16 protein-coding genes, 2 pseudogenes and 1 riboswitch are annotated in these 24,859 nt (G+C 71.8%); of the genes and pseudogenes, 15 read left to right on the top strand and 3 right to left on the bottom strand.

What is annotated here, in order from left to right:
- The first annotated feature begins 199 nt into the window (after nt 1-199).
- The 3 genes from ABTY98_RS09385 to ABTY98_RS09375 all read left to right on the top strand — a co-directional run bounded on the left by ABTY98_RS09385 (nt 200) and on the right by ABTY98_RS09375 (nt 5,324).
- Nucleotides 200-1,186, top strand: a complete 987-nt coding sequence (locus tag ABTY98_RS09385; protein ID WP_352220280.1) for an SMI1/KNR4 family protein — start codon at nt 200-202, stop codon at nt 1,184-1,186.
- 8 nt (nt 1,187-1,194) lie between these two features.
- On the top strand, nt 1,195-4,134 hold the full coding sequence (locus ABTY98_RS09380; protein ID WP_352220279.1) for an SUKH-4 family immunity protein: 2,940 nt from the start codon (nt 1,195-1,197) through the stop codon (nt 4,132-4,134).
- Between the two features lie 317 nt (nt 4,135-4,451).
- A complete protein-coding gene (locus ABTY98_RS09375; protein WP_352220489.1) occupies nt 4,452-5,324 on the top strand; it encodes a cellulose-binding protein in 873 nt (290 codons plus the stop codon).
- Between the two features lie 46 nt (nt 5,325-5,370).
- On the opposite strand, the gene ABTY98_RS09370 is transcribed toward ABTY98_RS09375, so the two are convergent.
- A complete protein-coding gene (locus ABTY98_RS09370; RefSeq protein ID WP_352220278.1) occupies nt 5,371-6,981 on the bottom strand; it encodes a sodium/solute symporter in 1,611 nt (536 codons plus the stop codon).
- Nucleotides 6,978-7,388 carry a DUF485 domain-containing protein gene (locus ABTY98_RS09365; RefSeq protein ID WP_352220277.1) on the bottom strand — a complete coding sequence of 137 codons (411 nt, stop codon included), beginning with the start codon at nt 7,386-7,388 and terminating at the stop codon, nt 6,978-6,980. Before ABTY98_RS09365 ends, ABTY98_RS09370 begins: the two co-directional genes overlap by 4 nt.
- A 635-nt stretch (nt 7,389-8,023) precedes the next feature.
- Here ABTY98_RS09365 and ABTY98_RS09360 point away from each other — a divergent pair.
- Together ABTY98_RS09360 and ABTY98_RS09355 are read left to right on the top strand one after the other, a co-directional pair.
- Nucleotides 8,024-8,812 (top strand): ABC transporter ATP-binding protein, encoded by a 789-nt coding sequence (locus ABTY98_RS09360; protein WP_352220276.1) that lies wholly within the window; start codon nt 8,024-8,026, stop codon nt 8,810-8,812.
- A complete protein-coding gene (locus ABTY98_RS09355; protein WP_352220275.1) occupies nt 8,809-11,388 on the top strand; it encodes an ABC transporter permease in 2,580 nt (859 codons plus the stop codon). The genes ABTY98_RS09360 and ABTY98_RS09355 overlap by 4 nt, the downstream gene beginning before the upstream one ends.
- A 103-nt stretch (nt 11,389-11,491) precedes the next feature.
- On the opposite strand, the pseudogene ABTY98_RS09350 reads toward ABTY98_RS09355, so the two are convergent.
- A pseudogene (locus tag ABTY98_RS09350) lies at nt 11,492-11,755 on the bottom strand (RidA family protein); the annotation flags it as partial.
- Between ABTY98_RS09350 and ABTY98_RS42260 the strand changes: the two are divergent.
- The 10 genes and pseudogenes from ABTY98_RS42260 to ABTY98_RS09305 form a co-directional block, all read left to right on the top strand.
- Nucleotides 11,753-11,899 (top strand): annotated as a pseudogene (locus tag ABTY98_RS42260) (winged helix-turn-helix transcriptional regulator); the annotation flags it as partial. The pseudogenes ABTY98_RS09350 and ABTY98_RS42260 overlap by 3 nt on opposite strands.
- A 134-nt stretch (nt 11,900-12,033) precedes the next feature.
- Nucleotides 12,034-15,567, top strand: coding sequence for a transcription-repair coupling factor (mfd, locus tag ABTY98_RS09345; RefSeq protein ID WP_352220274.1), 3,534 nt, complete (start codon nt 12,034-12,036; stop codon nt 15,565-15,567).
- 519 nt (nt 15,568-16,086) lie between these two features.
- On the top strand, nt 16,087-16,806 hold the full coding sequence (locus ABTY98_RS09340; RefSeq protein ID WP_352220273.1) for an HNH endonuclease family protein: 720 nt from the start codon (nt 16,087-16,089) through the stop codon (nt 16,804-16,806).
- 201 nt (nt 16,807-17,007) lie between these two features.
- On the top strand, nt 17,008-17,583 hold the full coding sequence (locus ABTY98_RS09335; RefSeq protein ID WP_352220272.1) for a hypothetical protein: 576 nt from the start codon (nt 17,008-17,010) through the stop codon (nt 17,581-17,583).
- Between the two features lie 38 nt (nt 17,584-17,621).
- Nucleotides 17,622-19,109 (top strand): protein kinase domain-containing protein, encoded by a 1,488-nt coding sequence (locus tag ABTY98_RS09330; RefSeq protein WP_352220488.1) that lies wholly within the window; start codon nt 17,622-17,624, stop codon nt 19,107-19,109.
- A 110-nt stretch (nt 19,110-19,219) separates the two neighbouring features.
- Complete coding sequence (locus ABTY98_RS09325; protein WP_352220271.1) at nt 19,220-20,047, top strand: glycoside hydrolase domain-containing protein; 828 nt, start codon at nt 19,220-19,222, stop codon at nt 20,045-20,047.
- A 158-nt stretch (nt 20,048-20,205) separates the two neighbouring features.
- A complete protein-coding gene (locus tag ABTY98_RS09320) occupies nt 20,206-20,853 on the top strand; it encodes a SurA N-terminal domain-containing protein (RefSeq protein WP_352220270.1) in 648 nt (215 codons plus the stop codon).
- Nucleotides 20,854-20,948: 95 nt separating this feature from the next.
- Complete coding sequence (locus ABTY98_RS09315) at nt 20,949-21,938, top strand: nucleoside triphosphate pyrophosphohydrolase (protein WP_352220269.1); 990 nt, start codon at nt 20,949-20,951, stop codon at nt 21,936-21,938.
- Nucleotides 21,939-21,971: 33 nt separating this feature from the next.
- Nucleotides 21,972-23,261, top strand: a complete 1,290-nt coding sequence (locus ABTY98_RS09310) for a cytochrome P450 family protein (RefSeq protein WP_352220268.1) — start codon at nt 21,972-21,974, stop codon at nt 23,259-23,261.
- A 215-nt stretch (nt 23,262-23,476) separates the two neighbouring features.
- The gene (locus tag ABTY98_RS09305) at nt 23,477-24,490 is read left to right on the top strand and encodes a transglycosylase family protein (RefSeq protein WP_352220267.1); all 1,014 of its coding nucleotides are present in this window, start codon (nt 23,477-23,479) and stop codon (nt 24,488-24,490) included.
- Between the two features lie 194 nt (nt 24,491-24,684).
- A riboswitch (cyclic di-AMP (ydaO/yuaA leader) is annotated at nt 24,685-24,856 on the top strand.
- Nucleotides 24,857-24,859 lie beyond the last annotated feature (3 nt).

Raw genomic sequence — 24,859 nt, 5'->3', positions numbered from 1 at the left:
GCAGGCTGTCACGGCGGGGTGACGGCTGGTCACGGAAGCGGAGGCCCGGTGACCGGGGTTCGCGTACCGCATAGGCTGTCGGCACCGCGATGGGCGCGGTCGACGCGTCTGGGACGTGGGAGAGACAGCCGGATACGGGCCGTGGCGTGCTTTGGGGTGCGGTCTCGGTTCGTACAGAGTGCCGCAGGGGGCAACCGTCATGACGACAGGTCGGCTCGGGCAACAGGCCGCGCCGCCGAACGCGGCCTATGCCGGGCAGGTCGTGCATTTCCCGGATCCGGTCCGGGCGGCACGTCACCCGAGAGGAGTACGTGTCGACGAGCATGGCTACCCCGACTTCTCGCCCTACGCGCGTGCGGCGGCGGAGATCGCGGACCCGCCGGAGGGCTTCGGGGTCGACGAGTTGCGGCTGACGGACTACGTGTCGGCGAACGCGGTGCTGTCCGCTTCGGGTCATGAGCTGTGGGACATGGTGCCGGCGGTGGCGACACCGCACGGCTGGACGTGGCATCACGTGGCCGGGTCGCGGCGGCTGGAGCTGGTCCCGGTCGAGGTGAAGGCGTTGCTGCGGCATCACGGCGGGGTGGCGACGGCACGGGTGGACCAGGGCAAGCGGGGCACGCGGCCGTTGCAGGAGACGCGTCCGGCGCATGTCGGGCTGCCGAAGTCGGGTGTGGCGGTGTCGGAGTCGCAGGTGCAGGGGGTCGAGGAGGACCTGGGGTACCGGCTGCCGGGTGCGTACCGCTCCTTTCTGAAGGCGGCGGGCGGGTGCGCGCTGGTGGGTACGGCGCTGGACGCCGGACTCGGTCTGCTGCTGGACCAGCCGTTCTTCACGGTCCGCGACGAGGCCGCGGTCAACGACCTCGTGTACGTCAACAAGTGCCTGCGGGACCATCTGACCAAGGACTACCTGGGCGTGTGTTTCGTGCAGGGCGGTCTGCTGGCGGTGAAGGTGAAGGGCGACCGGCTCGGCTCGGTGTGGTTCTGCGCGTACGACGATGTGCGCGACGTGGATCCGTCGTGGTCGCCGGCGGAGCGGGTGGAGCGGCTGCTGCTGCCCTGCGGTGAGGACTTCGACGTGTTCCTGTCGCGGCTGGCGGGTTCCCCGCCGGAGCTGGAGACGGTGGCGAACCTGATGGTGGACGGCGGTTTCGCACGTGTCGTCTCTGCTGGCCCGGGGGAGTGAGTTTCGGCATGGTGACGTTCGCGCAGGCGCAGGAGCGCGCGGAGGAGTGGATCAACGGGGACGTGCCGGCGTATCAGCACCGTGAGGTGCGGGTACGGGAGTTCGGCCTCGGGTTCGTGGTGTGGGGCGAGGACCGTGCGGAGGGTCCGCGTTCCGACGCGGGCGGGCAGCGGCTGGTGATCGCCCGGGACAGTGGCGACGCGACGCTGTGGCCGGCGCTGCCGGTGGGCGAGGTGATCCGCCGGTACGAGGAGGAGTACGGCCGTGAGGCGGAGATCGCCGACGCGGTGCCGGCGCCCGCGGCGCGGGTCGACCTGAACCAGACCTCGTTCCTGTTGAGCCCCCCGGAGTGGCTCCAGGAGGCGGCGGACAAGCTGGGTATTCCGGATCGGCGGTCGGGGGCCGACGGGGCGTCGGCGGAGGGGGCGGCGGGCGGGGCCGGTACGGGGGCCGGTGGGCTCGCGGAGACGCAGGCTGGGGTGCCGGCGGGTGCCGGTGGGGCTTCTTGGCCGGCGGCCGCGGGTGGTGCGAGTGGTGCGGATGGCGCCGGAGTGGGTGCGGGCGAGGGGGCGTCCGTCGGGGCGCAGGGTGCGCCGAGTGCGCCGGGCGTGCCCAACGTGCCTGTCGGCGCGACCCCTTGGTCGGGTACCGACACGAACGCCGATGCCGGTGAGGACCGTTCCGTGCCGTTGCCCGCGACGGTGTTCGCGCCGCCGCTGAGCGACTCCGGCGACCGCGGGCTGGGGGACGCCGAGACGGCGCTGATGTCGGGGGGCAGCCAACTGCCGCGCACGGCGGTGTCTCCGGCTCTCGACGAGGCGAGCGCGCAGGGCGTGCGGGGTGGGGCGCCCGGAGCGCCGCAGGACAGCACGTCCCCGCTGCCTCCGCCGGGCGCCCCGGCATACGGCTACCCGCAGGGGCCGGCGGCCCCGGGGACGCCCCCGCCAGGCGCGCCCGCCGATCCGCCGGCGCCCGCGGCTCCGCCCGCGTCTTCTTACGGCTATCCGCAGGCCCCCGCCGCCCCGAGCTACGGCTACCCGCAGGCGTCGGCCGGTGCTCCGGGCGTGCCTCGGCCGCCGGTGGGTCCGGCCGCTCCGGGCCGCCCGTTGGCGCCGAACGCCGGTGACATAGCGGACGCCGCGACAAGCAGGGCCGCACCTCCTCCGCGCAGGGCGCGCGGTGCGGCCGGTGCGCCGCCTCCGCCGCCGGGCGCCCCGGGAACTCCGGGTGCACGCCCCGGGGGTGCGCCTCAGCCGTCCGCGCCGGGTGCGCCGGCGGGCGGGTATGTGCCGACGCAGATGGTGTCGGCGTTGGGTCCCGAGGGACCTGGGGGTCCCGCGGGTGCGCCGCAGGCGCCGGGCGTGCCGACTCCGTCGGGCGCCCCCGACTTGCCCGGGGCGCCGGGCACTCCGGGTGGGACGCCCCCCGGCGATGTCCATCGTTCGGCCACGATGCTCGCCGACCCGAGCGTGATGGGACGGGGCGCGCCTCAGCCTCCGGGAGCCCCAGGTGCCCCGGCTGCCCCGGGCGTACCTCCTGCGCCCGGCGCACCGCCGCCGCATGCCCCAGGCGCACCCTTTGCGCCCGGCGCGCCGCAAGCCCCGAGTGCCCCTGGTGCCCCGCAGCCCCCTGGCGCCCCCGGCATGCCTCCCGCGCCTGGCGCGCAGGGCTCTGCTGGTGGTGCGCGTGGGGCGGTTCACCACGCGGAGACCGTGCTGGCCGCGCCTCCGGTGGGTGCCCCGGGCGCGCCGTTGCCCCCGCCCGCCCCTGGCGCACCCGCGGCACCGGGCGTCCCCGGTATGCCGCCGGGTGCCCCGAGCGCGCCGTTGCCCCCGCCCGCCCCTGGCGTCCCCGGTATGCCGCCGGGTGCCCCGCAGATGCCGCCGCCGATGCCGGCCGGTGCGATGCCGCCGCCGCCCGGGCAGCCTGTGCCGGGGCAGCAGCCGCAGGCGTACGGCTACCCGCAGCAGGGTCAGCCGACAGTGGGCCCCGGCTACCAGGCGGTGCTGCGCTACCGTGCGCAGGACGGTTCGGAGCAGCAGCTGATCCGGCGTTCGGCGCCGGGTACGCCTCACCCGGAGTGGCAGATCTACCACGAACTGCGGGCGATGAACGTGCCGCCGGACCAGGTGCTGGAGCTGCACACGGAGCTGGAGCCGTGCGAGCTGCCGGGTGCCTACTGCGCGCGGATGATCCGGGAGCAGTGGCCGCAGGCGCGGCTCGCGAGCATCGCGCCGTACGGGACGGATCACGCCAGCCGGCAGCAGGGGATGCGGCAGTTGCTGGCGCACCAGGGCGAGCTGCACCAGGTGGCGGCGGGTCCCGCGCGGCCCGCGCCGGTGCGGGCGCCGTTGCCGCAGGTGCAGGCGGCGCCGCCGATCCCGCCGGAGGCGATCGCGCAGGAGCTGGGGGCGGCGTTCGGTCCTGGCGTGTTCCGGTTCGAGCAGGCGGCGGTGTCGCGGCAGGGCGTGCCGCCGATCGTGGCGCACACCCTGGTCGCGGCGGGACTGCCGCTGGACATGGGGCCGTTCTTCTGGGCGCAGGCCCAGCCGGGCCGTCCGGTGCCGACGCTGGCGGAGCTGGCGCAGGAGCGCGGGGTGCAGCCGGCGCCGGACGCGGGGTCGTACCTCGTGATGGGCACCGACTTCGGCAAGGCGATCTGTGTGCAGTACGGCACCGCGAACATCGTGGCCGTGCCCGTGGAGGCGGGGCCGGGCGGGGCGTCCGTGCCGCCGCAGTTCGTCAGCACCGGGCTGCCGGAGTTCGCGCGCTGCCTGGCGCTGCTGGGCCGGATGTGGCGGCTCAGGTTCGGCCTTAACCAGGAGCAGGCGGGCCGCTGGACCGTCGACTTCCAGGCCCAGTTGGCCTCCCTGGACCCGGCGGCGCTCGGTTCGCCGGAGAGCTGGTGGTCGGTGCTGCTGGAGCAGATGTGGGACGGCCTGTTGTAGCGCGGCGGTAGGAAGAACGGCCGGTGGGGGCCGGTCCGGTCGGGTGACCGGACCGGCCCCCACGCGCGCGTGCACGCCTTTGTTCCCGGGGCCGTGGCGGGGCCGCGGTGCTGAGCTGGTACCGCGGGGCGCACGGCCTGTGCGTTCGCGCCCCCTGGTGCTCTCGTGGGCCCGGGTGTGACACGCGGTGCTTCGGCCGTGACATCTCTGCGGAGTGTCGCGTTATGAACACTTACGCCCGATCCATCAAGATGTGCGCGAAATCATCATTTCGTGCGGGTCCGGCGGAGAGGGGTTCCAGGGTGAGCAGCGCATCGATGTCGCCGTACGGCTTCGTGACCGTCCGGGGGCGTGGTTACCGCCCCGAGCAGGTCGACGCGTTCCTGGTGGCGCTCTCGCAGGACAGGGACGCCGCGTGGGAGCGTGCCGCGCGGCTCACCGTGCTCGCCAAGGACATGGAGGCGGAGGCCGTGCGGATGCGTGCCGTCGTCGCCGAGCTCCCGCCCCAGACCTACGAGACGCTCGGGGACCGTGCGCACCGTGTGTTCCGGCTCGTGCTGGAGGAGGCGTCGGCCGTACGCAACAACGCCCGGCGCGCGTTGACCGACGGGGTTGTGCAGGCCGAGACGGGCGCCGAGAACGCGCTCTGTGTGGCGCGCGAAGAAGCGGACGCGCTCCGCGCGGACACCGAGGAACGCGCCCGCCAGCTGCTTCTCGCCGCGCGCGCCGAGGCCGACGAGATCCGCATCGGCGCCCGGCTGGAGGTGAAGGAGATGCGCTCCGAGGCCCTCGCGGCGTTGCGCGAGGTGCGGCAGCGCACCACCGGGATGCTCGCCGAGCAGGCCAGGGAGCACGCCGAGCGCTGGAACGAGGTGGAGCGCGAGGAGGCTGCGCGCGCGGCCGCGGTCGACGCGCAGAACGCCGAGCGCATCGCCCGCGCGGAGGCCGCCCTGTCCGAGGCGAAGCGTGCCCTGGGCGAGGCGGAGGAGTGGGAGCACCGTTCCCAGGAGGCGGCGCGTGTGCGTGCCGACGAGATTCTCGCGGAGGCGCGGGTCCGGGAGGAGCGCATCGCGCGGGAGACCGAGCGGGTGCTGCGCGAGCACGGGGAGACCTGGGACGACGTACAGGCGCACATGGACCACATGCGCGACAGCCTCATGACCCTGACGGGGCGTGTGGCGACCGAATAGCGCCTCGCCGCCCACCTCCGCGCCCCCGGCGCACCACCCGCTCCGCTCAAGCTCCCCGGCGCCCGGCTCCCGCGAGGATCCAGCCCTCCACCGCCTCGTACTGCCGTCGCTGTTCCGCCGCCCCGCGCCGGCCGGAGACGACCGTCCCCAGCCATCCCAGGAGGAAGCCGGCCGGGATGGAGACGATGCCGGTGGTGGTGAAGGGGAACCAGTTGAAGTCGGCGTGCGGGAAGGCGGTACCCGGTGAGCCGGAGACCAGGTTCGTGCCCGGCATCAGGAGGAGCACGGTGAGGGTGCCGCCGAGGAGGGTGCACATCAGGCCGGTGCGGGTGTAGCGGCGCCAGAAGAGGCCGTAGACCAGGGCGGGGGCGAGGGCGGAGGCGCCCAGGCAGAAGGAGAGGGTGGCCAGGGGCTGGAGGCTGTGGTGCTGGACCAGGGTCGCCAGCAGGATCGTGGGGACTCCTATGGCCAGCGCGCTGACGCGGGCGAGTTTCATCTCGCGGCGGACCGGTGTCTCCTGGGCGCGCGTGGCGAGGACGTCGTGGGCGAGGGAGTTGGCGCAGGCGAGGATCATGCCGGCGACGGAGGCGAGCAGGGTGAGGAAGATCGCCGTGGTGACGGTGGTGAAGAGCAGGGTGCCCGCCGTCGACACGTCGGTCCCGAACGCCGCGCGGGAGCCGAGCAGATAGGCGGTGTTGCCCTGCGGGTCGGCGGCTGTGATGGCGGTACGGCCGACCAGCGCGGTGGCGCCGAAGCCGACGACGCTGATGATCAGGACGAACAGGGCGACGCCCGACACGGCCCAGGACATCGAGCGGCGGACCTGGCGGGCGCCGGCGGCGGTGTACATGCGCATGGTGACGTGCGGCAGGCAGGCGCCGCCGAGGACGATGGTCAGCTCCGAACTGATCATGTCCAGGCGGGGGTTGGACCCTCCGGCGAACTGGAGGCCGGAGTGCAGGTAGGCGGTGCCGGCGCCGCTGCCCCGGGCCGCCGCGGCGAGCAGGGCGCCGGGGTCCCAGTCGAAGCGGCGCAGGATCAGCAGGGCGACCACCGTGCCGGAACCGAGCAGCATCACGATCTTCAGGATCTGGATGAGGGCGGTGCCCTTCATGCCGCCGATGGCCGCGTAGCTGATCATCAGCGCGCCGAGGCCGATGACACAGCCGGTCTGCACGGACTCGTCGGAGAAGCCGAGGATGAAGGCCATCAGCTGGCCGGCGCCGGCCAGCTGGACCAGCATCAGCGGCAGCAGGGCGGCGATGGTCACCGCGCAGGCCGTGATCCGTACGCACCGGCCGGGCATCCGGCGGGCCAGCGCGTCGCCCATGGTGAACCGGCCCGCGTTGCGCAGCGGTTCGGCCAGCAGGAACATCAGCAGCATCAGCGACAGAGCCGTGCTGAGGGCGAGGACGACGCCGTCGTAGCCGCACAGGGCGATCACGCCGCCGGTGCCGAGGACGGTGGCGGCGGAGATGTAGTCGCCGGCGATGGCCAGGCCGTTGCGCAGTGGGGAGAGGGAGCCGTAACCGGTGTAGAACGCGTCGAGGTCGTCGCGGTCCGGGCCGGTGAGCACGCACAGCAGGAGGGTGAGCGTGGCGACGGCGGTGAAGGCGACCAGGGACATGGACTGCGCGGAGTCGCTGAAGCCGGTCACCGTACCGCTCCCCGCTTTTCGTCGAGTTCCGCCGTTCTGCGGATGCGGTCGGCGAGCGGGTCGACGTGGCGGCGCGCGGTGTGCTCGTACAGGGCGATCGCCAGCCAGGTGACGGGCAGTTGGAGGAGGGCGAGGAGCAGGCCGGCGGGTACGCCGTCGGCGACCGTGCTCGTCATCAGGCGCGGGGCGAACGCGGACAGCACCAGGAAGAGGGTGAAGTAGCCGAGCGCGGTGAGGGTCGCGGTGCGCCGCTGGAGGCGGTAGGCGCCGCGCAGCACCCGCAGGTCGCTGTGGTGGCCGACCGGCTCCCGGTGCGGCACATGGCGGGGCCGGGGCGGCTCCGGCGGCAGCGGCTGCCAGGGATAGGTGAGATGTGACGGCTCGCGCGGGGAAGCGTCGTAGGACATCCCGGTGCTCCTTGCGTGGCTCGGGTCCGTGGCGGCGGACCGCAGGGAGGGGAGGGAGCGGGGCCACGCACGCTACTCGCAAGTAGCCGGGGCTCGCGGCGTTTTTCGCCAACTGGCCGACCGGTATGCGCTTACTGGGGGAGAGCGCGCCTGACCTCGGGTGTTACCCGCGTTAACTCCGGGGCGGGAGTCAGGCCTCGAGGGCCCGGGTTGACGTCAGTCCTTGAGGACCGGGAAGCGTCGTGGTGCCACCCCGACCTGGCGGGAGTGCGCACCCACGTGACCCTCACGCGAGGAGAGGGGGGAGGCTGCCTGCACCGAAGGGTGGAGCCGGACCCGGAGAAGGGCTCCACCCGGCGGTGGACTTCCCCTAGGGGGTCCTCCGTACTACGGCTCGGGGAGGCTTCGTACCGCCGGAGGAGGAGACGGCACCCCTGCCGTCCTTAACCTGGCTTCAGGCCGCCGGGGGGCGGTTGACCGAACCGGCGGGGGTGGGGTTTTCCCCCGGGAAAGACGGGGCTTCGCACCAGCGCGGAGGGACCCCGCGCACCGCGAGACTCATCGTCGTACCAATCGCTGCACAGCAAGGCGCGGCATCGCGCCGCCCGTTCGCTGACCGACTTAGGAGACATACCGTGACATCGGCTGTGACCATTCCCAGGCACGGGGGCACTGGAGGGCGTACGGCCGTTGCCGCGCGGGCGCGGCAGGTCGTCAAGGCGTACGGGTCCGGGGAGACCCGTGTCGTCGCTCTCGACCACGTCGACGTGGACATCGCGCGGGGGCAGTTCACCGCGATCATGGGCCCCTCGGGGTCCGGTAAGTCCACCCTGATGCACTGCCTCGCCGGGCTCGACACCGTGACGAGCGGTCAGATCCACCTGGACGAGACCGAGATCACCGGCCTGAAGGACAAGAAGCTCACGAAGCTGCGCCGGGACCGGATCGGGTTCATCTTCCAGGCGTTCAATCTGCTGCCGACGCTGAACGCGCTGGAGAACATCACGCTGCCCATGGACATCGCCGGGCGCAAGCCCGACAGGGAGTGGCTGGGGCGCGTGGTCGACACCGTGGGGCTCGCGGGGCGGCTCAAGCACCGTCCCACGCAGCTCTCGGGCGGTCAGCAGCAGCGCGTGGCCGTGGCGCGCGCCCTCGCCGCGCGCCCCGAGATCATCTTCGGTGACGAGCCGACCGGAAACCTCGACTCCCGCGCGGGCGCGGAGGTTCTCGGCTTCCTGCGCCGCTCCGTCGACGAACTGGGGCAGACCATCGTGATGGTCACGCACGACCCGGTGGCCGCCTCCTACGCGGACCGCGTGCTCTACCTCGCCGACGGCCGGATAGTCGACGAGATGTTCAAGCCGACCGCGGAGACCGTCCTGGACCGCATGAAGGACTTCGACGCGCGGGGGCGTACGTCATGACCGTCCTGAAGACCTCGATGCGCAACTTCGTCGCGCACAAGGGACGCATGGCCCTGTCGGCCGTCGCCGTGCTGCTGTCGGTGGCGTTCGTGTGCGGCACGCTGGTGTTCACCGACACGATGAACACGACGTTCGGCAAGCTGTTCGCGGCGACCTCGTCCGATGTGACGGTCAGCGCCAAGGGCGCCTCCGACACCGGTGCGACGACCTCCGACAACGGCAGGCCGCCCGTCATGCCGGCCTCGGTGGTCGCCCGGGTCCGTGCGGCGGACGGCGTCAAGGCGGCCGAGGGAACGGTCTTCTCGACGTCCGTGACCGTCGTCGACGCCAAGAAGGACAGCCTGTCGCCGTCCAGCGGGGCACCGACCATCGTCGGCAGCTGGAACTCCAACGACGCCCGCACCATGAAGATCACCTCCGGCGCGGCGCCGAAGAACTCCGGCCAGGTCATGGTGGACGCCGACACCGCCGACAAGCACCACCTGGAGCTCGGCGACGAGATCGGCGTGATCAGCGCGGTCGGCACGCACACCGCGAAGATCTCCGGCATCGCCGACTTCACCGTCACCAACCCCGGTGCCGCGATCTTCTACCTGGACACCAGGACCGCGCAGCGCACCCTCGTCGGGCGAAGCGGTGTCTTCACGAACGTCAACGTGACGGCCGCCTCCGGTGTCACCGACGCGCAGCTGAAGAAGAACGTGATCGGCGAACTCGGCGCCGGCTACCAGGTGCAGACCGCCAAGGAGACCGCCGACGCCAACCAGAAGGACGTCGCGAGCTTCATGGACGTCATGAAGTACGCGATGCTCGGCTTCGCCGGGATCGCCTTCCTGGTCGGCATCTTCCTGATCATCAACACCTTCTCGATGCTGGTCGCCCAGCGCACCCGGGAGATCGGCCTGATGCGGGCCATCGGCGCCGGCCGCCGCCAGGTCAACCGGTCCGTGCTCGTCGAGGCGCTGCTGCTCGGCGTGGTCGGCTCGGTCCTCGGCGTCGGCGCGGGCGTCGGCATCGCGGTCGGGCTGATGAAGCTCATGGGCTCGATGGGCATGCACCTGTCGACCAGCGATCTGACGGTCGCCTGGACGACGCCCGCGCTCGGTCTGGTCCTCGGCGTCGTCGTCACCGTCCTCGCCGCCTACCTGCCCGCCCGGCGGGCCGGCAAGGTCTCCCCGATGGCCGCGCTGCGCGACGCGGGCGCCCCCGCCGACGCCAGGGCAGGCGTCGTACGCGCCCTGCTGGGCCTTCTCCTGACCGCCGGCGGCGGCTACGGCCTCTACCTGGCCGCGGGCTCCGACAAGGCGTCGGAGGGCGCCGCCTGGCTGGGCCTCGGCATCGTGCTCTCGCTGATCGGGTTCGTCGTCATCGGCCCGCTGCTCGCGGGCGCCGTGGTACGGGTCCTGGGCGCCGTCCTGCTGCGGATGTTCGGCCCCGTCGGACGCATGGCCGAACGCAACGCGCTGCGCAACCCGCGCCGTACCGGTGCCACGGGCGCCGCCCTGATGATCGGGCTCGCGCTGGTCGCCTGCCTCTCGGTGGTCGGCTCCTCCATGGTCGCCTCCGCCACCGACCAGCTCGACAAGACCGTCGGCACGGACTTCATCATCCAGTCCGACAGCGGCCAGCGGATCACCCCCCAGGCCGTCAAGGCGATCAAGGACACGTCGGGGCTCGCGCGGGTCACCGAGTACCGGGTCACCGAGGCCGACTACACCACCCCCGACGGCAAGACGCTCAGGGACACCGACATCACGGCGGCCGACCCGACGTACGCGACCGACCTGCGGACCAAGACCGTCGCCGGTGACCTCAAGGACGCCTACCTGCCGGACTCGATGTCCGTGCACGAGAAGTTCGCCAAGGCGCACGGCATCCACCTCGGCTCGAGGATCACCCTCAGGTTCAAGGAGGGGCGGACGGCCCGGCTGACGGTCCGGGCGATCACCAGCAGCGACGGCCTCATCGACGCCGGAGCCAAGTACACGTCGATCGCCACGCTCGCCAAGTACGTGCCGGCCGACAAGATGCCGCTCGACGACTTGGTCTTCGCCACCGCCAAGGACGGGCAGCAGGACAGCGCGTACAAGACGCTCAAGAGCGCGCTGCACGACTACCCGCAGTACACCGTGCGCGACCAGACCGACTACAAGCAGGCGCTGAAGGACCAGATCGGCCAGTTGCTGAACCTGATCTACGGGCTGCTCGCCCTGGCGATCATCGTCGCGATCCTCGGTGTCGTGAACACCCTGGCGCTCTCGGTGGTCGAGCGGACGAGGGAGATCGGCCTGATGCGGGCCATCGGCCTCTCCCGCCGCCAGCTGCGCCGCATGATCCGCATGGAGTCCGTGGTCATCGCCCTCTTCGGCGCCCTGCTGGGCCTGGGGCTGGGCATGGGCTGGGGTGCGACGGCCCAGAAGCTGCTCGCCCTGCAGGGCCTGAAGGTCCTGGACATCCCCTGGCCGACGATCATCGGGGTCTTCGTCGGCTCGGCCTTCGTGGGCCTGTTCGCCGCACTGGTCCCGGCGTTCCGGGCGGGCCGCATGAACGTCCTGAACGCGATCGCGACGGACTGACGGGAGCGACTGAGAGACCACCGCATACGGGGGAAAGTCCGGCGCCGAGGAGCCACGGGGGTCTTCTCGGCGCCGGACGCATGCCCGGGAGAGGGCAACCGGATCAGTCGAGTACGGCAATGGCCTCGATCGCGACCAGATGCCCGGGTACGTCCAGTGCCGCGACGCCGATCAGCGTGGCCGGCGGCGCCAGGGTGCCCCCCGGTGCCGTGGCCGCCCGGGAGATGCCCTCCAGGAGCGTCGGCATCTTGTCCGGGGTCCGGTCGACGGCGTGGACGGTCGGCTTCGCCACATCGCCGAAGGTGCCGTCGGCCCCGGACAGGGCGGCGGCGACGTCGACGTGACACCGCTCGACCTGTGCGGCGAGAACCCGCGCATGCTGGAGCGCAACGGCCTGGTCGAACGGACCGTCCACCCCACCGTCCCGCCCACACCGAGACGGCCCGGCGGCGCTTCGACGACCGACGGCACCGCGGCTGACGGCACCGGGCGATTCGCGTGGCATATGTGACTCCTGGTGTCCGCGGCGGAGGTTGTCCACAGCCCCCGGCGCACGCCCACGCGGCGACGTAGGCTGGAGACCCCCCGGTCGCAGCCCGCGCCGGGCACTTCGCGTTGCCCACCCCCGGACGAAAGCCGCCCTGAATGAGCCTGCACGGTCTGCTCGACGCCGTCGTCAAGGACGCCGCACTCGCGGAAGCGATCAAGGCGGCCGCGGACGGCAACCGCATGCACGTCGACCTGGTCGGCCCCCCTGCGGCCCGCCCCTTCGCGGTCGCCGCCCTGGCCCGCGAGACCGGCCGCCCCGTGCTCGCGGTCACCGCCACCGGCCGCGAGGCCGAGGACCTGGCCGCCGCCCTGCGCACGCTGCTGCCGTCCGAGGGCGTCGTGGAGTACCCCTCCTGGGAGACGCTCCCGCACGAGCGGCTCAGCCCCCGCAGCGACACCGTCGGCCGCCGCCTCGCCGTCCTGCGCCGGCTTGCCCACCCCAGCTCCGACGACCCCGAGACCGGCCCGGTCTCCGTCGTCGTCTCGCCCGTACGGTCCGTGCTGCAGCCGCAGGTCAAGGGCCTCGGCGACCTGGAGCCGGTGGCTCTGCGCACCGGCCAGAGCGCCGATCTGAACGAGATCGTGGAAGCCCTCGCGGCCGCCGCCTACGCGCGCGTGGAGCTCGTCGAGAAGCGCGGCGAGTTCGCCGTGCGCGGCGGCATCCTGGACGTGTTCCCGCCCACCGAGGAACACCCCCTGCGCGTCGAGTTCTGGGGCGACGACGTCGAGGAGATCCGCTACTTCAAGGTCGCCGACCAGCGCTCCCTCGAGGTCGCCGAGCACGGCCTGTGGGCGCCGCCATGCCGCGAGCTGCTGCTGACCGACGAGGTCCGCGCACGCGCGCGTGCCCTCGCCGAACAGCACCCGGAGCTGGGCGAGCTGCTGAACAAGATCGCCGAGGGGATCGCGGTCGAGGGCATGGAGTCGCTCGCCCCGGTCCTGGTCGACGACATGGAACTGCTGCTCGACGTGTTGCCCAAGGACGCGATGGCCGTCGTGTGCGACCCGGAGCGGGTCCGCACACGTGCCGCCGACCTCGTTGCCACGAGCCAGGAGTTCCTGCAGGCCTCCTGGGCGGCCACCGCGGGCGGCGGCGAGGCGCCTATCGACGTCGACGCGGCCTCCCTGTGGTCGATCGCGGACGTCCGCGACCGCGCGCGCGAGCGGGACATGATGTGGTGGTCGGTGTCGCCGTTCGCCGCCGACGAGGAGCTGTCCGCCGACACCCTCAAGCTCGGCATGCACGCCCCGGAGACCTACCGCGGCGACACCGCCAAGGCTCTGGCCGACACCAAGGGCTGGCTGGCCGACGGCTGGCGGACGGTGTACGTGACCGAGGGCCACGGTCCCGCCTCCCGCACTGTCGAGGTGCTCGGCGGCGAGGGCATCGCGGCCCGTCTGGACGTCGACCTGGGCGAGCTGAGCCCTTCGGTCGTGCATGTGTCCTGCGGTTCGATCGACTACGGCTTCGTCGACCCGGCGCTCAGGCTGGCCGTGCTCACCGAGACCGACCTGTCCGGGCAGAAGGCGGCCGGCCGGGACGGCGCCCGCATGCCCGCGCGGCGCCGCAAGACCATTGACCCGCTCACCCTGGAGCCGGGCGACTACATCGTCCACGAGCAGCACGGCGTCGGCCGCTACATCGAGATGGTGCAGCGCACCGTCCAGGGCGCCACCCGCGAGTACCTGGTCGTCGAGTACGCCCCCGCCAAGCGCGGCCAGCCGGGCGACCGCCTGTACATCCCCACCGACCAGCTGGAGCAGATCACCAAGTACGTCGGCGGCGAGGCGCCCACCCTGCACCGGCTCGGCGGCGCGGACTGGACGAAGACCAAGGCGCGCGCCAAGAAGGCCGTCAAGGAGATCGCGGCCGATCTGATCAAGCTGTACAGCGCGCGGATGGCCGCCCCCGGGCACGCGTTCGGCACGGACACACCGTGGCAGCGCGAGCTGGAGGACGCCTTCCCGTACGCGGAGACCCCCGACCAGCTGACCACCATCGCCGAGGTCAAGGAGGACATGGAGAAGTCGATCCCCATGGACCGCCTGGTCTGCGGCGACGTCGGCTACGGCAAGACCGAGATCGCGGTCCGGGCCGCCTTCAAGGCCGTACAGGACGGCAAGCAGGTCGCCGTCCTCGTGCCCACCACCCTGCTGGTGCAGCAGCACTTCGGCACGTTCTCCGAGCGGTACTCGCAGTTCCCGGTGAGCGTGAAGGCGCTCTCCCGCTTCCAGACCGACACCGAGGCGAAGACGACCCTTGAGGGCCTCAGGGAGGGCGCGGTCGACATCGTCATCGGCACCCACCGGCTGTTCTCCTCGGAGACCAAGTTCAAGGACCTCGGTCTGGTCGTCGTCGACGAGGAGCAGCGCTTCGGCGTCGAGCACAAGGAGCAGCTGAAGAAGCTCCGCGCCAACGTCGACGTGCTGACCATGTCGGCGACCCCGATCCCCCGCACCCTGGAGATGGCGGTCACCGGCATCCGCGAGATGTCCACGATCACCACCCCGCCGGAGGAGCGGCACCCGGTGCTCACCTTCGTCGGCCCGTACGAGGAGAAGCAGATCGGCGCCGCCATCCGCCGCGAACTGCTGCGCGAGGGCCAGGTCTTCTACATCCACAACCGGGTCGAGTCCATCGACCGCGCGGCCTCCCGCCTCCGTGAGATCGTCCCCGAGGCGCGCATCGCCACCGCCCATGGCCAGATGTCGGAGTCGGCGCTGGAACAGGTCGTCGTCGACTTCTGGGAGAAGAAGTTCGACGTCCTCGTCTCCACGACGATCGTCGAGTCCGGTATCGACATCTCCAACGCCAACACCCTCATCGTCGAACGCGGCGACACCTTCGGCCTGTCCCAGCTGCACCAGCTGCGCGGCCGGGTCGGCCGGGGGCGTGAGCGCGGGTACGCATACTTTCTGTACCCGCCGGAGAAGCCGCTCACCGAGACCGCGCACGAACGGCTCGCCACCATCGCCCAGCACACCGAGATGGGTGCCGGCATGTATGTGGCGATGAAGGACCTGGAGATCCGCGGCGCCGGCAACCTGCTCGGCGGCGAGCAGTCCGGGCACATCGCGGGCGTCGGCTTCGACCTGTACGTCCGGATGGTCGGCGAGGCGGTCGCGGACTACCGGCGGCAGCTGGAGACCGGGGAGATCGAGGAGGAGCCGCCGCTGGAAGTCAGGATCGAGCTGCCCGTCGACGCGCACGTCCCGCACGACTACGCGCCCGGCGAGCGGCTGCGTCTCCAGGCGTACCGGTCCATCGCCTCCGCCAACTCGGAGGAGGACATCAAGGCGGTCCGCGAGGAACTCACCGACCGCTACGGCAAGCTGCCCGAGCCGGTGGAGAACCTGCTCCTGGTCGCCGGACTGCGGATGCTCGCCCGCGCGTGCGGGGTCGGCGAGATCGTCCTCCAGGGCACCAACATCCGCTTCGCTCCGGTCGAGTTGCGCGAATCGCAGGAGCTGCGGGTCAAGCGGCTGTACCCGGGGACCGTCATCAAGCCGACCGCCCACCAGCTGCTGGTGCCCCGCCCGAAGACCGCGAAGGTGGGTGGAAAGCCGCTGGTGGGGCGGGAGTTGCTGGGCTGGGTCGGCGAGTTCCTGGCATCGGTTCTCGGGTCGTAGAACGGGCGAGGCGCGGCTGGTGCCGGTTTCCTTGACACTGGCCGCGTCCCCTCCCCGTCCCGGCACGGCGCCTGCGTCACCGGCCGGCCTCCGCGCCCGCCCGGCCCGGGGCGCTGGACGACTTCGGGCGACGGCGGTACGCCCCTGACGCTCGCCGCGCCCCGGCACCCCTGCACACCGGACCTCGTTGTCGACGCGACCGCCACGGCGACCTTCGGCCCGCCGGGCCTGCACTGATCGCGGCACGGTGTCTGCCCCGGGCCCTGCCGGCGCTGAGCGGCTCGGCAAGGCGTGCGGTGCGGCGGGCGCTGCGGTGTGTGACCGTGGCGCGGTGTGAGCGGGCGCGAAGGGGTACCTCCCGGGCTTCTTCCGGAGCGTCAAAGCGGGTTCTGATAAGGGGGAGTTGGTCGCTGTCCGCCCCTTTGGGTCCTGTTCGATGCGAACCGCGCTGCGGCTACCGTGGGCCGGGAGAGATCCGCCCGCGTGGAGGCGGAGACAGGGAAGGAAGAGGGGGCGCACGTGACGCGTCTGAGGGGCGGGGCGGTCATCGCTGTCGTCATGATCTTCGCCGTGACCGGCTGTAAGGACCTGCAGGACAAGGGGAGCCCGGGAGCCCCGGGCACGGGCGGCGGCGGGGGAGCGGCGCTGACCGCCGCCGACGCGCTGACCGTCAAGGGCCGGGCGCCGAAGACCGGTTACTCCCGGGAGAAGTTCGGCTCCGCCTGGGCGGACACCGACTCCAACTCCTGCGACACGCGGGACGACATACTCAAGCGGGACCTCAAGGAGGTGAAGTTCACCGACGGCGACTGCAAGGTCTCCTCCGGCGTACTGGACCCGGACCCCTACTCCGGCAAGGACGTCACCTACAAGCGCGGCCGCAGCCTGGTCGACATAGACCACCTCGTGGCCCTCTCAGACGCCTGGCAGACGGGCGCCAAGTACTGGGACGCCAGCAAGCGCATAGCCCTGGCCAACGACCCGCTCAACCTGCTGGCCGTCGACGCGAGCGCCAACCGCGGCAAGGGCGACGGCGACACCGCCACCTGGCTGCCGCCCGACAAGGCCTACCGCTGCACCTATGTCGCCGCGCAGGTGGCCGTGAAGAAGAAGTACGGCCTGTGGGTCACCGCCGCCGAGAAGACCGCGATGAAGAAGGTCCTCGCCACCTGCCCCGGCCAGAAGCTTCCCGCGGGCGGAAACCCGACCAAGGCACCGTCGCGCTTCAAGGCACACTGACGCGACGGCTCGCGCATCGGCCCGCGCCGGGGGCGTGGACGGGGCCGCCCGGCGCCCGGCACACAACGGTTCGATACAACCCGGACCGCACGTCGGCATCGGGCCATATGCTCGGAGCGACCACCGCGCGACCGGTGTTGTCCGTAAACGGATGCACCGGACGGGCAGGTACGCCCTATTTCAGGCAATACAGGAGCGATCATGCAAGGCCAGGGCCATGCGCAGCCGGTGCAGCGGCCGCCGCACGACGCGGTACTGGTCCTGGTGCGCGTGGTGTTCGTGGCGATGGGAGTGTTCAGCGCCGGCTTCCTGGCCTGGGTGATGATGCTGCGGCTGGCCGTGGTGACCCGCAGGCCGGCGGAGTTCGGCCTGCTGGTGGCGGTGGCCGCGGCCGACCTCCTCAGCATCGTGCTGCTGGCCACCGAGCCCGGCGACGACGTGCACACGGCCGGCGGCTACCTGGGGATCACGCTGCTGTTCGGCACGCTCCTGGTCACGACCATCTACTATCTCGCCGCCGACGTACGCCACTTCCAGCGGCAGCGCGAGGCGTACGCGGCGCAGACGTACGGCTACGCGCCCCCCGCCTCGCCGTACGCCACGACGACGCCCCTGCGCGCGCAGCCGCCGCACACCCCGCCCCCGCACACCGTGCCCCCGATACCCGCGCCGCCCCAGCGCCCGGGGCCCGCGCGGATCGACCAGGTGCGTGCCGAGCTCGACGAGCTCAGTGACTATCTGCGCAAGCACGACAGCCGTAACGAGGGCGGAAGGTGACCGTGGCGACCGGGCGGACCGTCGCCGACCGCTACGAGCTGTCCACGCTCATCGGGCAGGGCGGCATGGGCCAGGTCTGGACGGCGTACGACCAGCGGCTCGACCGGCGCGTGGCGGTGAAGCTGCTGCGCCCCGACAAGGTGGCGGGCGCGGACGCCGACGAACTGCGCCGCCGCTTCCTGCGGGAGTGCCGGGTGACCGCGCAGGTCGACCATCCCGGCCTGGTCACCGTGCACGACGCGGGCACCGAGGGCGACGAGCTGTTCCTCGTCATGCAGTACGTGGACGGCACCGACCTCGCCGGGCACCTCGCGGAGCACGATCCGTACCCCTGGCCGTGGGCGGTCGCGGTGGCCGCGCAACTGTGCGCGGTGCTGAGCGCCGTGCACGCCGTGCCGATCGTCCACCGCGACCTCAAGCCGCGCAACCTGATGGTCAAGCAGGACGGCACCATCACCGTCCTGGACCTCGGTGTCGCCTCCGTGATGGACACCGACACCACCCGCCTCACCCACACCGGCACCCCCATCGGCTCGCCCGCCTACATGGCGCCCGAGCAGGCGATGGGCGGCGCGGTCGGTCCGTACACGGACCTGTACGCGCTCGGGGTGCTGCTGCACGAACTGCTCAGCGGGGAGGTGCCGTTCGCCGGCTCCACCTCGCTCGGCGTGCTGCACCGGCATCTGTACGAGCAGCCGGTGCCGGTGCGCCGGCTCCGCCCCGAGGTGCCCGAGCCGCTGGAGGCGCTGGTGCTGCGGCTGCTCGCCAAGGACCCCCAGCACCGGCCCGGCTCCGCCCAGGAGGTGTACGAGAACCTCGTCCCGCTCCTGCCCGCGCGAGGCATGCATACCGGGGCGCCCCTGGACCCCACGCGCCCCTTCCTGCGCCCGCACGCTCCCTGGCCGGACCGCGCGCGGACGCCCGCGCCCCAGCCCGCCGCCCCCGTGGCCGCCGTACCCGCAAGACCCGATGTCGCCGCCGCCGTCGACGAGGTCAAGCGGCTGCTCGGGGAGGGGCGCATCACCCAGGCCGTCGACATCCTGGGCGCGATCCTGCCGGTCGCCGCCGACCAGCACGGCGAGCGTTCCACGGTCGTACGCACCCTGCGCAAGCAGTACGCGGCCACCCTGATGGACGACGGCCAGTACCGGCGCGCGCTGCCCGAACTGCGCCGGCTCGCCGACGAACGCGCCGCCGAGGCCGGCCAGGCCGACCCGCAGTCCCTGCGCTTCCGCTACGAGACCGCCCAGTGCCTGGAACAGCTGGGCGAACCGGCGGCGGCGCTCGCCGAGTACCGCGCGCTGCTGCCGTACTACGAGAACCAGTACGTGGCCGGCGATCCACAGCTCGCGCACGACGTGCGCCGCCGGATCGGGCATCTGCTGCTCGCGCTCGGCGACCGGCCGGCCGCCCAGGACACCCTCACCCGGCTGCTGCTCGACGTGGAACGGCTGCACGGACCCGGCCACCCCATGGCGGGCGAGATCCGGCGGACGCTCCAGTGGCTGGGACAGGTGCGGGGCTAGGTCCTGGCGGACCCGGCACGCGCGACAGGGGCCCCGCGGTCCAAGTGCCTTGCCTCTTCTTGCACAATGATCCTCCTTGCACAGTGCACACACAGGGGTGGGGTTACGGCATGTCCAGCCATCGGCAGTCGAAGAAGCGCAGATACATCACCTGGGGCGTGGCGGGAGCCGCGGTCGTCGCCGGGGGTGGGATAGCGGCGCAGACGTCCATGGCGGCCACCACCTGGCCCGCCCAGAAGACGTACACCGGCCGCGCCTTCGACACCTGCACCGCGCCCTCGCTCGGCGCGATGAACGCCTGGCACGGCGGCCTCTACGGCGCCGCCGCCGTCTACATAGGCGGCAAGAACCGCGGCTGCGCCCAGCCCAACCTCACCGCCTCCTGGGTCAAGTCCGTCTCCGCGGGCGGCTGGAAGCTCATCCCGCTCTACGTCGGCGCCCAGCCGTCCTGCCAGAGCGGCTCCAACCCGGAGAAGATGACCACCGCCAACGCCGCCTCCCTCGGCACCAGCGACGCCACCGACGCGGTCGCCAAGGCCGCCGCCCTCGGCATGAAGGCGGGCAGCCCGATCTACCTCGACATGGAGGCGTACGACACGACGAACACGTCGTGCAACAACGCCGTCCTCACCTATGTGCGCGCCTTCGACAAGCAACTGCGCGCGAAGATCTACCGCGCGGGCTTCTACGGCTTCACCAGCTCCAGCGCCAAGGCGATCGCGAACGCCACCGACAAGACGGACCTGCCGGGCAACCTCTGGTACGCGCTGTGGGACAAGAACAACACCACCACGGCGGACTGGCCGTTCGGCGCGACCCAGTTCACCGGGCACAGCCGGGCGCACCAGTACATGGTGAACAGCAAGGAGACGCGCGGCGGTTACACGATCACCGTGGACCGTGACGCGTGGGACGCGCCGGTGGCGATCACGGGCTGAGCCCGTCCGTACCGCAAACCCTTCCGGGGAGTGGCGCGGCGGTGCCGGATGCGCGAGTGAATCGTTGGTCGAATGGGTTGGCCAGAGCTTGCCGACTGCCTACCATCGATCACCGCAAGACTTTGTGCACCGTCGCACAATCTCCTCGGGAGGTTCCCTTGCACCGCCGCCGTCGCACCGCGCTCCTCCTCTCCGCCGCGATCGTCACCGCGGCCCCCCTCCTCACCGCCTGCGGAAGCGACGCGCACCCGGGCGCGGCGGCCGTCGTCGGCGGCCAGCGGATCAGCGTCGCCCAGCTGCAGACCCGCGTGAACGAGGTCCGCCAGGCGCAGCGCGCGGCGGTGCCCGACGAGCGGCAGTACCAGCAGGTACTCGCCGCCACCAGCAGCCTCACCCGGGACACCCTGCACAACATGGTTCTCGACCAGGTGCTGCACCGGGCCGCCCAGGACGCGGGCATCAGCGTCACCCGCAAGGAGATCCAGCAGATGCGCACCGGCCTCGAACAGCAGGCCGGCGGCTCCAAGGCGCTCCAGAACGCCTGGCTCCAGAAGTACGGCGTCGCCCCCAAGCGCCTGGACGACAACCTCCGCCTCCAGCTGGAGGCCCAGAAACTCGCCCAGCTCCTCGGCACCGACACCACCCAGCCCGCCTTCTGGAAGGCACTGTCCAAGGCGTCCCAGGAACTCCACATCGACCTCAATCCGCGCTACGGCGCCTGGGACGTCGAGAAGAGCAGCCGGGTGGACGCCAAGACGCCGTGGGTACGGGAGGTCACGTCGTCGGGGACGCAGGTGACGGCGTAGGCGGGGCCGACGGAAGCGGTCATACGATCGCTTGATCATCCCCATCCTGTGGACAACGCCCGAGGTCGGCGGCGCGGGTGCGTTACGTTCGGATCGTGAACACCACCAGCCCGGAACCCTCTGCTCCCACCGCCCCCGACACCGGCCGGATCGTCCTGCTCACCACCAGCCACCGCGTCGCCCCCGGCCTGCTGTCCTGGCCCGCCTGGCAGGCGCTGCGCTCGGCGGACCGTGTGCTGTGCGCGGACGGCGCGCATCCGCAGCTGCCGTATCTGCGCGAGGCCGGGACGACCGTGGACGAGGCCGCCCCCACCGCCCAGGAGCTGGTCGACGCCTGCGCCGGCGGGCGGACGGTGGTGGTCGTGGCGACGGGTGAGGGCGAGCCCGCCCTCACCGACGGCCTGGCCCGCCTCGCCGGCTCCGGCCGGGTCCCGATGCCCCAGCTGGAGCTGCTCCCCGCCTCCTACGACCTGCCCGGCGCCCGCCTCCTCGACCTCGTCCAGGTCATGGACCGCATCCGCACGGAGTGCCCCTGGTCGTCCCAGAAGACCCATGAGGGCCTGGCGAAGTACGCCATCGAGGAGGCGTACGAACTCGTCGAGGCGATCGAGGCCGGCGACCGCGACGAACTGCGGGAGGAGCTGGGCGACGTGCTCCTCCAGGTCGTCTTCCACGCGCGCATCGCCCAGGAGGACCCGGACGCCCCCTTCTCGGTCGACGACGTGGCAGGGGGCATCGTCGCGAAACTCATCCACCGCCACCCGCATGTCTTCGGCGACGAGACCGCCTCGACACCGGAGGAGGTCAAGGAGCACTGGCTGCGCACGAAGGCGATCGAGAAGCGGCGCGAGTCGGTCACGGACAGCATACCCCTCGCCCAGCCGGGTCTCGCCCTGGCGGCGAAACTCGCCTCCCGGGTGCGGACGGCGGGGATGGAGGTACCACTGCCCAAGGCGGAGGACATCGGGTACCAACTGCTCGCGCTGGCGGTACGGGCCGAGGCGGAAGGGGTCGACCCGGAAGCGGCCCTGCGCGCGGCGGCCCGGGCCTACCGGGACGCGATCAGGGAGACGGAGGGCCACTGACACGGTCCCGTGCCCTGCGGCTACCGTCGAGGAGTGACCGACCAGCCCGCCCCTCACCCAGCGGTTCCCCAGCCCACCGCCCCCGACCTCTTCACCTGGGAGTTCGCCGCCGACCCCTACCCCGCCTATGCCTGGCTCCGGGAACACGCGCCCGTGCATCGCACCCGGCTTCCCAGTGGGGTCGAGGCCTGGCTGGTCACCCGCTACGCCGACGCCAGGCAGGCCCTCGCCGACCCCCGGCTGTCCAAGAACCCGGCGCATCACGACGAGCCCGCGCACGCCAAGGGGAAGACCGGGATCCCCGGGGAGCGCAAGGCCGAGCTGATGACGCATCTGCTGAACATCGACCCGCCGGACCACACCCGGCTGCGCCGGCTGGTCAGCAAGGCGTTCACACCGCGCCGGGTCGCCGAGTTCGCGCCCCGGGTGCAGGAGCTGACCGACCGGCTCATCGACGGGTTCGCGGACCGGGGCGAGGCCGACCTCATCCATGAGTTCGCCTTCCCGCTGCCCATCTACGCCATCTGCGACCTGCTGGGCGTCCCCCGTGAGGACCAGGACGACTTCCGGGACTGGGCGGGGATGATGATCCGACACGGGGGAGGGCCGCGAGGCGGGGTCGCGCGGTCCGTGAAGAAGATGCGGGGATATCTGGCCGAGCTGATCCACCGGAAGCGGGAGGCGCTGTCCGCCGAGCCCGCCCCCGGTGAGGACCTCATCTCCGGGCTCATCCGGGCCTCCGACGAAGGCGAGCACCTCACCGAGAACGAGGCCGCCGCCATGGCTTTCATCCTCCTGTTCGCCGGCTTCGAGACCACGGTCAACCTCATCGGCAACGGGACGTACGCCCTGCTCACCCACCCGGCACAGCGCCGCCGCCTCCAGGACTCCCTCGCCGCCGGCGAACGCGGGCTGCTGGAGACCGGTGTCGAGGAACTGCTGCGCTACGACGGGCCGGTGGAGCTGGCCACCTGGCGGTTCGCCACCGAGCCGCTCGGCATCGGCGGGCAGCGCATCGCGCCAGGCGACCCGGTCCTCGTCGTACTCGCCGCCGCGGACCGGGACCCGGAGCGGTTCGCCGAGCCGGACACGCTCGACCTCGCACGCCGGGACAACCAGCACCTCGGATACGGCCACGGCATCCACTACTGCCTGGGCGCCCCGCTCGCCCGCCTGGAAGGACAGACCGCGCTCGCCACCCTCCTCGGCCGTCTCCCCGACCTGCGACTCGCGGTGGCGGAGAGCGAGTTGCGCTGGCGCGGCGGGCTCATCATGCGCGGACTGCGCACGCTCCCCGTGGAGTTCACTCCCGACGGCCGATGAGCCCACCACCGGCACCCACCACGGCATCCGCCACCGGCACGCCTCCCTCCGGCCTCCCACCGGCAAAGATGACCAGTGTTCAAGTCTGTGATCTTCACGTGATCTGCGCGGCATTAACTTGTGACAAGTGATCGTCTGCCTATACGTTCACCCATCAGTGCGACGCCCCGGCGGGACCCGTCGCCGGTCACCGCTGTCGCTCGAAAGGTTTCCGCATGCTCTCCGGGAACGGTCGTCACCGTCGCCCCCGTCAGGCTCCGGCCATCCTCGTCGCGGCCGGCGTGACCGGCTCCGCCATCGCCATCCCGCTCCTCGGGGCGGCGAGCGCCAACGCGGCCGACGGCAGCACCTGGGACCGGGTGGCCGAGTGCGAGAGCGGCGGCTCCTGGAGCATGGACACCGGCACCGGCTACTACGGCGGCCTGCAGATGTCCCAGGACGACTGGGACCAGTACGGCGGCCAGGAGTACGCCACCACGCCGGACCAGGCGAGCCGTTCACAGCAGATCGCCGTCGCCGAGAAGATCCTCGCCGACCAGGGCACCAAGCCCTGGCGGACCTGTGCCCTGCTCGCCGGGCTCTCCTCGGACGACGCCTCGGTGAACGTCGACACGGGCCTCGACGGATCGGACAACACGTCGGGCTCCTCCGACTCGTCCTCCGGGTTGTCAGATTCGTCCTCTTCATCTGATTCATCCGGTTCATCTGATTCCGGCTCGTCCAACTCCTCCTCGGGTGCCGCGAACTCCGGAGCCGGCTCCGCCACCCCGTCCCCGAGCGCGAGTGAGGACTCGGGTACGGGCGCCCCTGCCGACTCCACCAAGGCGGACAAGTCGGGATCCAACGGCTCCGGCACCTCGAAGGCGAGCGAGAACCCCGTCGTCGCGTCCGAAGCCGATGAGTCGGACGATTCATGGCAGACCGGCGGCTCTTGGAGCCTGGTCGACACGGGAGCCGTGAGTGGCGGCGGCAAGCATCGCGGCGGCTCGGCGGACGAAAACGTGACAAACGGTCAGAGTGCGACTTCTTCCGGCCGTCACGCCTCCCGTGACGCCGGCACCTACGCCGTCCGGGACGGCGACACCCTCGCCTCCATCGCCGACTCCCTTGACCTCGACGGAGGATGGCGCGCGCTCTATGCCGCCAACAAGGCCGACATCGGCACCGACCCGAACCACATCGCCCCCGGTCAGACCCTGAAGCTCGGCACTGAAACGGACGAAGACTAGCGGGAGTTGGCGCTCTCGAACCGCCCCACTTAGAAGTCAAATGTCCGGTTTGGTGAAAGTGTGGGATGAGTCTCAGAAGCCCTGATCATCTTTGAAATTCACCTGATCGCCTGTTTACGGTCAAGGCCGCTCGTCACCACGAGCCCCGGCCGTCGCAACGCCGAGTCCTGCCAGCGACTGCCCGGGAACAGTCGTCGCGTCAAGCGCCGTAGGCAGGAGCGGGGGACCCAAGGTAAGTGCCGGGACCGGTAGTTGAGGCTGCCGTGTCCGGCTCGGGGTGAAGCCGCGCACCGCGAGGTGCGCGGCAGGGCAACTCAACCGGCCCGAACCCGACAGCTCACCTCGCAGGCGTCGGTGAGGGGATCCACC

The sequence above is a fragment of the Streptomyces sp. NPDC096040 genome (genome assembly GCF_040303265.1).
Taxonomy (GTDB): domain Bacteria; phylum Actinomycetota; class Actinomycetes; order Streptomycetales; family Streptomycetaceae; genus Streptomyces.
Note: the sequence above shows the minus strand (reverse complement) of the source record. Positions and strands in the feature narration are given on the sequence as shown.

What these genes read in the sequence shown, in the direction of transcription:
- ABTY98_RS09385 (WP_352220280.1), top strand. Translation starts at nt 200, where the DNA reads ATGACGACAGGTCGGCTCGGGCAACAGGCCGCGCCGCCGAACGCGGCC.
- ABTY98_RS09380 (WP_352220279.1), top strand. Translation starts at nt 1,195, where the DNA reads ATGGTGACGTTCGCGCAGGCGCAGGAGCGCGCGGAGGAGTGGATCAAC.
- ABTY98_RS09375 (WP_352220489.1), top strand. Translation starts at nt 4,452, where the DNA reads ATGTCGCCGTACGGCTTCGTGACCGTCCGGGGGCGTGGTTACCGCCCC.
- ABTY98_RS09365 (WP_352220277.1), bottom strand. Translation starts at nt 7,388, where the DNA reads ATGTCCTACGACGCTTCCCCGCGCGAGCCGTCACATCTCACCTATCCC.
- ABTY98_RS09355 (WP_352220275.1), top strand. Translation starts at nt 8,809, where the DNA reads ATGACCGTCCTGAAGACCTCGATGCGCAACTTCGTCGCGCACAAGGGA.
- mfd (WP_352220274.1), top strand. Translation starts at nt 12,034, where the DNA reads ATGAGCCTGCACGGTCTGCTCGACGCCGTCGTCAAGGACGCCGCACTC.
- ABTY98_RS09335 (WP_352220272.1), top strand. Translation starts at nt 17,008, where the DNA reads ATGCAAGGCCAGGGCCATGCGCAGCCGGTGCAGCGGCCGCCGCACGAC.
- ABTY98_RS09325 (WP_352220271.1), top strand. Translation starts at nt 19,220, where the DNA reads ATGTCCAGCCATCGGCAGTCGAAGAAGCGCAGATACATCACCTGGGGC.
- ABTY98_RS09305 (WP_352220267.1), top strand. Translation starts at nt 23,477, where the DNA reads ATGCTCTCCGGGAACGGTCGTCACCGTCGCCCCCGTCAGGCTCCGGCC.